The following is a 9516-nucleotide window of genomic DNA, read 5'->3' on the forward strand; positions in this document are numbered from 1 at the left end:
TACAGCGTCTCCGTCGACCCACCCCTGGTCCCCTTCAGCGTCATGAAGGCCAGCACCACCTACCCTCGCATCCGCGACACCGGAACCTTCGCAGTCAACATCCTCTCGGCAAGCCAGGAAGCCACCTCCAACCAGTTCGCCCGCCGAGGCACCGACAAATGGGCCGGCATCACCTGGCACCCAACCCGACGGGGCAAGCCCGTCCTCGACGACACCCTGGCCTGGCTCGACTGCACCATCCACACCGAACACGACGCCGGCGACCACATCATCGTCATCGGACACGTCACCGAACTAGGAACACCTCACACCAAACGACCCGACCCGCTCCTCTACTTCAAAAGCCAGTACAGGACTCTCCTCCCGCCATCCACAACCTCACAGTGAGCTGGTGAGCAAGCTCGTTCTCTGAAGCAGAACTCAATGGCATAACCTCAACGCGCCGGCCCGCAAGACCGGCGTTGCATCAGGTCTAGATCCTCGCGCTCTCGCGTTGCAGAAACCCTGAAAGGACCCTAAAGCTACGCGATTTGAGGCCTTCTTCACAGTGGCGTTGAGATGTACCCCAATGCCACACCTCAAGGCGGGTGGCAAAATCCGTCCAAGCACGGTGATCGACCGCCGCACTTTCGCACATGGCTTCTGCCACCTCTTCAGAGCCCGTCTAAGCCCTCCAAAGCTGTCGTTCTTCGAAGTCGTTTGCACAGAATGTTCGAAGTCGTCTGCATGGGCATCATCAAGAAGACTAGGGCCAGCGCGGCTGCCCTAGTGTCACGTGTTAATGGTTTGTTTGCGTTTGATCTTGCCCAGTAGGTGGTCGGCGGTTTTGATCCAGCGGAACGGTGTGGCGTGTTCGTTGTAGTTGTCGATGTAGCGCTCGATGGTTTCTTCAAGGTCCTGGACCGAGTGAAATGATCCGCGTCTGATGGCTTGTCGGGTGACGAGCCCGAAAAAGATTTCGACCATGTTCAGCCAGGAACAGCTGGTCGGGGTGAAATGCAGGGTCACCCGCGGGTTGGCGGCCAGCCAGTCCTTGACGTTCTGGTGCTTGTGCGTGGCGTAGTTATCGCAGATGACGTGCAGTTCCACCTCCGGGTGCGCGTCTGCGACCTGGCCCAGGAAGTCCACGAACTCGGTGTTGGTGTGCCGTTGGTAGAAGGCGTTGGCGCTGACCTTGCCTGTGAGCACATCCAGGGCCGCGAAGAGCGTCGTGGTTCCGTTGCGCTTGTAGTCGTGGGTCTGCTGGGATGCATGGTCGGGCGAGAGCGGCTGGTTCGCATGCGTACGGTCCAGGGCCTGGATCTGGGTCTTCTCGTCGATGCTGACCACCACCGCGTTCTCCGGCGGGGCCATGTAGAGCCCGACCACGTCGCGCAGCTTGGCCTCCAACTGCGGATCGGTGGAAAACTTGAATGTCTCGATGCGGTGCGGCTGGATCTTCCACTTGCGCCAGATCCGGGCCACGGAGGAAAAGGAGATTCCCAACCGGTCCGCCATGATCCGAGCCGACCAGTGCGAGATCCCCAGCTCCTGCGGTGGTTTCCCGTCGTTGACCAGGGTCTCGGTGATGAGCGCCAACTCATCGATCTCGGGCTCGCGGCCCGGACGCGGCGCGTTTTTGAGTCCCTCGATGCCCTCGAGCAGGTACCGGTTACGCCATTTCAGGACCGTCGGGGCGGAAAACCCAGTCGATTTCTCGATCTCGAAATTCGGACGCCCGTCGGCGGCGAGCAACACGGTCCGCGCCCGAAGGGCCACCGTCGCCGAGGAAGACTTCCCCCGCGCCAACAATTCAAGCCGCTCCCGATCGCCCTCACGCAACTCCAACGCCTTCGCCAAATACACCATGGACCAATTCTGACAAACAACCAGACCCAAAAGAATCAACGACACGCTACACTAGTGACGTATGGCGGCTATTTTTGCAGCTTCGATTGGCGGTTCCTGCCATCCCGCAAGCGATGCCTTCATCTTTCACCACCGCAGAGCATGGGAGTGCAGACGACTTCGATACGGAACGCCTGTTGTGCAGCCGGGTTCGAACACCCAACTGTTCACCCCCGTTTGCACAACCCCGTACTTCCGCGGATGCCCGCGCAAACGACTTCGAAAAATGACACGGCATTCAGAATGCGTCACACCGGAGACGGTGAAGGACGGACGCTGACGGTGCTGTTCGAGTCCTGTAATTGATAATCATTATCAATTAGTTATAAGCTTTTGTTGCCCCTCCTGGCCCATTCCTCCCCCTCGATCAAGGATTTCCTCATGCCCGTACGCTTCCCTGCGCTGTCGACCACCGCTGCAGTAGCTGTCGTTGCCGTTGTGCTGACCGGTTGCGCCGGTAGCCAGGCACCGAACAGTGCCCCTGACGCCGGAACTGGAGATGGCGTTCTTGATGTGATCGGGCCATTGGAAGTTCATAGCCTCAATCCGACCACTGCGGAGGGAATCTTCACCCGCCTGCAGGTGGCTGAAACCCTCGTCGATGCTGATGGCACCGGAGAATTACGGCCCGGACTGGCTTCTGAGTGGGATCCTTCCGAGGACGGGCTGGAGTGGAAGTTCACCCTGCGCGAGGGTGCTGTGTTCCACGACGACACACCGGTGGACGCGGAATCCGTGGTCGCAGCGCTCGAACTTGCTCGAGCCTCCGAGGCCAACACCATCTCCGTCGCTCCGATTGCCGAAGTGCGGGCGCAGGATGATGCTGTCATCATCGGCCTGTCGGAGCCGTTCGCTCCACTGCCCGCGGTGTTAGCCGCAACGAGCACCCAGATTCTTGCCCCCTCTTCGTATGCCGAGGACGGATCCATATCCCGGGTGGTGGGGTCCGGCCCATTCCGCGTTGTCGAGGTTACTCCTCCGTCCCGGGTCGAGCTGGAGGCTTTCGACGGCTACGACGGGGAAGCTCCCCGGGCAGAAAGTGTGGTTTACGAAAGCGTGGGGCGAGCGGAGAACCGTGCGCTGATGGCTGAGAGCGGGCAGGCGGACGTGGTCTTCGGCATGGATCCAACCAGCCTGCAGCGGGTCGAGGGCGCTCCTGGGCTGCAGGTGGAGTCGGCGCTGCTTCCCCGCACCATCGTGCTCAAGCTCAACGCAAAGCACCCGGCACTCTCGGATGAACGCGTACGGCAGGCTTTCTCGATGGCGTTGGATCGCCCGGCGATGGCTACCGCTGTTATGCGGGATCCAGAAATAGCCGCCACCCAGATGTTCCCTCCCGCCCTCGAAACCTGGCATAACGAGAGCCTTGATCCGCTGACACACGATCCCGAACGCGCCGCGGAGTTGTTGGAGGAGGCGGGGTGGGCCGTGGGTGAGGACAGCGTGCGGGAAAAGAACGGACAGCCGTTGCAGGTGGAGCTCTTGACGTTCCCTGACCGTCCGGAGCTGCCAACCATGGCGGCCGCAATCCAGGCAGCACTTGCAGAAATCGGTGTCGGTGTCGACGTGCGAGTTGATAACTCAAGTGAGATCCCCGCCGGCCATGCCAGCGATGCGCTGGAGATGGCGCTCTTCACGCGTAACTTCGCCCTTGTGCCGGACCCGATCGTCACGCTTCTGAAGGATTACCCGGCTGAAGGCGGCGACTGGGGTGCCATGAACTGGAGCGACCCGGACATGACCGAGGCTCTGAGCCGGCTGGTCACCGAATCCGACCACACCGGGGCCGAGGCGAATACTGCCCGCGAGCAGATAGGGATCACTCTGCAGGAACAGCTCCCCGTCATCCCGGTGTCCTGGTACCGCCAGAGCGTGATCGTCAACGACGCCGTCGAAGGATTCGTCCTCGATCCCCTTGAGCGCAGCTGGAACCTGGCCGGCGTTTCCCTTCAGGAGTGAACATGGCTCCCCTTCCGGCTCCCTCACCTCCCCGGTCACCAGCAGCGCGGACTGACCATGATTATTCCCTGGCGCGAGCCGTCGGAAAGGTCCTCATCCGGCGTGCCGCCCAAGCGGTCAGTGTCACCTTCGCCGTGACGGTAACCTGCTTCGTCATCGTGCAACACCTGCCCGGTGACATTGCGTTTCGCATCGCTGCCGGCCGCTATGGATACGACAAGGTCGATGCTAGCGCCGCAGCAGAAGTGCGCGCCGAGCTGAACCTTGATACCCCGGCCTGGCAGCAACTCGGGGGTTGGATCGCCGACGCCCTGCGCCTGGACTTCGGCGCCTCGCTGGTGACCGGAGCCTCGGTCACCGATGAACTGGCCCACCACCTGTCCGCCACCGTGCACCTGGCCGCGGTCGCACTATTACTCTCGGTCACCCTCGGGACGGTTATCGGCCTGCTTGCAGCCCGGAGCCGCGGCGGCGTCCTCGATCGGCTCACCGACGCCTGGGTTGCGCTGGTCCGTGCACTGCCGCCGTTCGTGTTGGGGCTCGTGCTCATCATTGTTTTCTCCGTGCAGCTCGGCTGGGTACCGGCGGCCGGGCACGGGGAACGGGGCAACATCGTGCTCCCGGCGCTGACCCTGGCCGTGGGCCTGTCCGGGCTCTTCGCGCGCGTGACCAGGGATACCGTTGCACAGATCCTGGAGTCCGAACACGTGCATTTCGCGCGAACCAAAGGCCTCGCAGGGCATATCGTCCTGGCCCGCCACGTGCTGCGCAACGCCGGCGTCACACTGGTCGCCTATATCGGGGTCCAGGTGCTGATTCTCGTCGAGGGGGTCGTCGTGGTCGAAAGCCTCTTCGCCTGGCCGGGACTCGGGCACGCGCTGGTGCACGCGGTGTTCTGGCGTGACATTCCGTCCATGCAGGCCACCGTCCTGGCGCTTGCCCTGATCGTCGTCGTCGTCTCGACTCTCGTTGATCTGGCGGTTCTTGCCCTCGACCCGCGCACCAGGGAAATGCAATGAGCACAACACCCCCGAACGTTGATCACACGAACGCGGAGAGTCCGGTAACAACGGCGCATTCCCAACCAACACCGTTATGGGGAACGACCGGACAAGCACCACGTCGCATCCCGTGGGCTCGCCTTGCGTCCACCGGCCTACTCACCGCCCTTGCGCTTTTCGCCCTCATCGGCCCGCTCATCTGGCGCCAGTACACGAGCCAGGACCTCAGTCAGTTCCTTCAGCCGCCGTCGCTGGCAGAACCATTCGGCCACGACCACCTCGGGCGAAGCGTCATCGCCCGACTGGCCCACGCCACCCGCCTGTCGCTCGGCTTGGCCATCGTGTGTGTGGCTACGGCCGCTACTACCGGCGTTGCTCTTGGTCTTCTGGCCGCCTGGCGCCGCGGGTGGGTGGATCAAATGCTGCTCGGAATCTCCGAGATCTTCCTTGCCCTGCCCGCCTTGCTGATCGTCTTGATCTTCGCGGCCCTGGCTTCAGGGGAAATGTGGACCATCTACATCGGGATTGCCCTGGCACTATGGGTGGAATACTTCCGCGTGGTGCGCGCCCGATCCGTGAGCGTGCTGACCAGCCCGGCAATCGAGGCCGCGAACCTGTTGCGTCTGGGACCTGCGCACATGCTGCGGCGCCACCTGTGGCCGGAACTGGCTCCGGTGCTCCTCACGATGGCCTCACTAGGCATGGCCACAGCAGTGCTTGCCATGTCCACACTCAGCTACGTCGGGGTAGGGCTTAAGCCACCCACCGCCGAACTGGGGCTCCTCATTACCGAATCCCTGCCCTACTACCACGAAGCGCCCTGGATGGTGACGGCACCCATCGTGGTGCTGCTGCTGCTCCTTGCAGGATTACTCGGGCTGCGCGCACAGGAGGTCCGCCGATGACCATCGAATTACTCGACGTCCGAGTTAACCACCAGGGCCGCGCCCTGGTCGACGTACCCCGGCTCACCCTGGAACCCGGTCAAGCGGTAACCATCGTCGGTGAAAGCGGTAGCGGTAAATCCCTGCTCGCTCACGCGCTGATGGGAAGCCTGCCACGCAGCCTCCAGGTCCAGGGAGACATCCGTTTCGGTGCTGACCGCTCTTGCCTGGCAGACGTCGGCGCGAGGCGGAAGCTATGGGGACACCGACTGGCCCTGCTCCCGCAAGAACCGGTGCTGGCCCTGGACCCCACCATGCGGATTGACCAACAAGTAGCAGAAGGCCACCCACGCTTCCTCCACGGGCGAAGAGGACGGCTAGACGCCCTAGAACAGGCGAGCGAACGCCTTGCTGGGCTCGGCCTCCACAACGTGCACAACACCTACCCGCACACCCTCTCCGGAGGAATGGCGCAGCGGGTGGCCTTCGCTGCGGCAACGATCGGCGGAGCGCAGGTCCTCATCACCGATGAACCATCCAAAGGGCTGGACCCGGTCGCCCGGGACTCCCTGGCACGCCTGCTCTCACAGCACGTCGAACACGGCGGGGCGCTCCTGACCATCACCCACGACCTCGACCTCGCACGGGCTTTGGGCGGAGAGCTGCTCGTCATGCAGCAAGCGAACATCGTTGAGCACGGGCCCGCCGAGCAGGTGCTTACCGCCCCCGCCCATCCCTGGACGCAACGGCTGCTCGCAGCGGAACCGAATCAATGGGTGCCTTCGTGGCGCGGCGCAGGGGCTTCCTCTGCCGACGCAACACCGTTGATCGAAGCCAGAGGGCTGAGCAAAGCCTACGGGGGCCTCCCGCTGTTCTCTGGACTGGATCTGGAGATCACCCCGGGGGAACGGCTAGCGCTCACCGGGCCCAGCGGCAGCGGAAAAACCACCCTTGGCGGGATCCTCCTCAAACTCGTTCATCCAGACGCCGGCGAAGTGATCCATCATCCCGACCTGGCTGACGGTCGGGTCCAAAAGCTCTACCAGGACCCGACCGTTGCGTTCCCGGCCCGGACGCCGATCCGGGCCGGTCTTCGCGACGTGACCCGCCGCCACCGGGTCGACCCGGAACGGGTCAACATGCTGATGGACCGGCTCCGACTGGATCCCTCCCTGCTCGACCGCCGTCCCGGGGAGATCTCCGGAGGAGAACTACAGCGCATCGCAATCATCCGCGCCATGCTCCTGAACCCGCGGGTGATCTTTGCCGACGAACCCACCTCCCGTCTTGACCTGCTCACCCAACAAGAAACAATGGACTGCCTCATGAACCAGGTCTCCGAGCAGGACGCGGCACTTGTCCTGGTAACCCACGACATCGGTCTCGCCGCCGCAGTGACCGACCGGAACCTGTCACTGGACAATGCCGATCCGGTGTCGATGGCGCCGGCGCGCGTCGACTGACAACCAGATCAGCAGACTGTCCTCAAATGCCAACGACGAGGGTTGATCGGGCTGCTTCGACGACGTCGTCGGTCGACACCGACATCTGTGATTTCCACCCATCTCTAATGAGAATGATTATAGTTAAATTATGTTGTTATCCGATGCTGACCACAGGGCTGTTCCGAAGTGCTTCATAAGGACCGACCGGCAACGCAGGATAAATCGATGACCGCATCCCCGAGGAGGCTGGAAGAGGCACCGACCCGTTATGCTCAGGCATTCTCGGCCGCGGAAGCTTTCGGTGCGCTGGATGAGGTGCTGTGGCGACCGGTCGACCGCGGCACTGTAGCCTCACCACGCCTCGATTGGGTCTCGTTCACCGCGAACGACGCGACGAAATTCCCGATACCAGCCGGATCCTTTGATCTGGTTCAGTGCGTGCTGGGTATCTTTTTCTTCCCTGACATGGAAGCCGGCACCCGCTCCCTAATCCGCCAGACCCGTCCGGGCGGACGAACCGCTCTGAGCATCTGGCGACGTGGCGCGATCTCCCCGATCGGAGAGTGCCTGAAGGAAGCCCTCTCCCCGTTCAAGCCCCACCTTGGCGAAGAGTCCAGGGACCAGGTCGGGACCCTCCTGAACCGGATCAATACAGCGCCTACCTATGCCGACTGGCTGCAGGATCTGGGGCTTGAACAGGTACGAATCGACGTCCACGAACACCGTATTGAACTCGATGAACGATCAGCTTGGGCTCTGGTCCCCGGGTCTGCTTTCCGGGCGATGCTCGATGGCCTGGGGCCAGCCCAGATGACAGAGGTCCGCCACCGCTACCTGGACGTCCTTGAGCAGCGAAAGACCACTCCCATTGATGCCTCAACACTGGTGGGCATCGGAAAGGTGCCACAGTGAAACGTAGAACGACGAAGGACACACCGCGGACTGACCCGGGCGGGCCGGTGCTTGCCCTTTGCATCGGACAGCGCTGCTCTGCGTTGCGCATGCTTGCCGACAACTCAGGAAGCGTCGATGACCTGAAAAGTGCTGTCAGGGAGTCATCGGGTGCGGTGCTCATCACCGCGCATTGCCTGGGTCCGTGTGCTGTTGCTGCGGTAGCCGCTGTGGCCCGCCGCGACGGTGACAGTGGAGAGACCGGCCGGAGTGTCTGGCTGGGAAGCATGGAAGGCTCCGCGCAGAGCGGAGCTCTCCGGCAATGGATCATCGATGGTGGGCCGTCCAGCCCGCACCGTCCGGACGCCGATGTACCGGCCATGCTCGCTCCCGCCGTCATCGGTTTGGGGCACCCCCGGTAATTTCCCGGAAGCCCACGGAGGCCAGCAGGTAGAGTCCCTGCCGGCCTCCGTGGTTCTATGCTGTTGCTTTATCCTTGGCGGTCCTTCATCCGGGGATTCTTCTTGTTGATGACGAAGGTGCGGCCGCGGCGGCGCACTACCTGGGCTCCGGGGACTTTTTTCAGTGCGCGGAGGGAGTTGCGTACTTTCATGATGGTTCCTTTTCGTCGTTAGTGGATCGGGCTGAGGTCAAAGGGGTCGGTGAAGGAATCGTGCCCGGCCATCATTTCGGCGTCGGTCAGTTCGCAGCTTGTCAGGAGTCGGTTGATTTCGGCTGGGTCCATTCCCTCGCCGGTGGCTGCGAGAACGGTTCCGCGGTCCCCGAACACGGGGTGCCAGTCGCATCGTGCTTCCATGTCCTCCCGGTGCAACAGATCAGCTGTGGGGTGGGGGTTTTCGACCAGCTAGGGGCCGGTGTTTTCCAGCCAGACCCGTGGTCCGATCCCCCGCAGTGCGACGCGGCAACCCGGTGCCGCGGCAATCCACAGCCGTCCGCGCAACCAGCAGCACCCTTCGGCCAGGGTTGACAGGGCTTGCTGGAAGCGCTCGGGATGCAGTGGGCGCTCCACCCGCTGGACCACGGTCGTGAATGGTGGGGCCAAGGATGCGGCGGGGACCCTGACAGTCCCGGGCAGAGTGCGGCTGAGCGACTCCGTGTAATCGTGGCTGCCGGAACGGAACTCGCTGTGGCTCTCAACGATGTCGGCGTGCGGGGCGAGCTCACGGATCAGTTGCTCACCGCGGGAGCGCACGAGTGGATCCACCGGAATCAGTGCCGGGTCGGACAGGAGCACCGTGTCATTGAAGGACAGCTCACCAATGAGGAATTCCCCGGCAGTCCGGTGATCCTCCGGCGTCGGAGTGAACCCGGACTCAAACAACGTGTGGTGATCCCAAATCTGGTCCTCCACCACATCGGGGGCGCAGGCCAACACCACCGAATCGATGCGGAACGACTGGCTTAGCCTTGATCCACCGATGAGTTTGG

At 62.8% G+C, this 9516-nt stretch carries 11 protein-coding genes; 7 read left to right on the forward strand and 4 right to left on the reverse strand.

What is annotated here, in order from left to right; all coding sequences use genetic code 11:
• The coding region (locus Y705_RS16220; protein WP_049822029.1) for a flavin reductase family protein at positions 1-387 on the forward strand (387 nt) is incomplete at its 5' end.
• A 384-nt stretch (positions 388-771) separates the two neighbouring features.
• Here Y705_RS16220 and Y705_RS0100475 read toward each other — a convergent pair.
• Entirely contained in the window at positions 772-1848 is a 1077-nt protein-coding gene (locus Y705_RS0100475) for an IS630 family transposase (RefSeq protein WP_081737655.1), read from the reverse strand.
• A 420-nt stretch (positions 1849-2268) separates the two neighbouring features.
• Between Y705_RS0100475 and Y705_RS0100480 the strand changes: the two genes are divergently transcribed.
• From Y705_RS0100480 to Y705_RS0100505, 6 genes are all read left to right on the forward strand, one after another.
• Entirely contained in the window at positions 2269-3846 is a 1578-nt protein-coding gene (locus tag Y705_RS0100480) for an ABC transporter substrate-binding protein (RefSeq protein ID WP_081737656.1), read from the forward strand.
• A gap of 2 nt (positions 3847-3848) precedes the next feature.
• Positions 3849-4865, forward strand: a complete 1017-nt coding sequence (locus tag Y705_RS0100485) for an ABC transporter permease (protein ID WP_081737657.1) — start codon at positions 3849-3851, stop codon at positions 4863-4865.
• A complete protein-coding gene (locus Y705_RS16225; RefSeq protein WP_081737658.1) occupies positions 4862-5752 on the forward strand; it encodes an ABC transporter permease in 891 nt (296 codons plus the stop codon). Before Y705_RS0100485 ends, Y705_RS16225 begins: the two co-directional genes overlap by 4 nt.
• Complete coding sequence (locus tag Y705_RS16230; RefSeq protein ID WP_049822030.1) at positions 5749-7194, forward strand: ABC transporter ATP-binding protein; 1446 nt, start codon at positions 5749-5751, stop codon at positions 7192-7194. The genes Y705_RS16225 and Y705_RS16230 overlap by 4 nt, the downstream gene beginning before the upstream one ends.
• 207 nt (positions 7195-7401) lie before the next feature.
• Positions 7402-8088, forward strand: a complete 687-nt coding sequence (locus Y705_RS16235; RefSeq protein ID WP_049822031.1) for a class I SAM-dependent methyltransferase — start codon at positions 7402-7404, stop codon at positions 8086-8088.
• Complete coding sequence (locus Y705_RS0100505) at positions 8085-8489, forward strand: hypothetical protein (RefSeq protein WP_155849821.1); 405 nt, start codon at positions 8085-8087, stop codon at positions 8487-8489. The genes Y705_RS16235 and Y705_RS0100505 overlap by 4 nt, the downstream gene beginning before the upstream one ends.
• A gap of 68 nt (positions 8490-8557) precedes the next feature.
• Here Y705_RS0100505 and ykgO read toward each other — a convergent pair whose 3' ends face one another.
• The 3 genes from ykgO to Y705_RS0100515 all read right to left on the reverse strand — a co-directional run.
• A complete protein-coding gene (gene ykgO, locus Y705_RS0100510) occupies positions 8558-8680 on the reverse strand; it encodes a type B 50S ribosomal protein L36 (protein ID WP_026531456.1) in 123 nt (40 codons plus the stop codon).
• Between the two features lie 18 nt (positions 8681-8698).
• Positions 8699-8884 (reverse strand): GTP-binding protein, encoded by a 186-nt coding sequence (locus Y705_RS22825; protein ID WP_253908419.1) that lies wholly within the window; start codon positions 8882-8884, stop codon positions 8699-8701.
• Positions 8885-8932: 48 nt separating this feature from the next.
• Positions 8933-9516, reverse strand: a 584-nt coding sequence (locus Y705_RS0100515) for a GTP-binding protein (RefSeq protein ID WP_253908420.1), incomplete at its 5' end; no start/stop codon positions are given.

Origin of the sequence: Arthrobacter sp. H41 (assembly GCF_000520535.1) — a bacterium.
Lineage (GTDB): Bacteria > Actinomycetota > Actinomycetes > Actinomycetales > Micrococcaceae > Arthrobacter_D.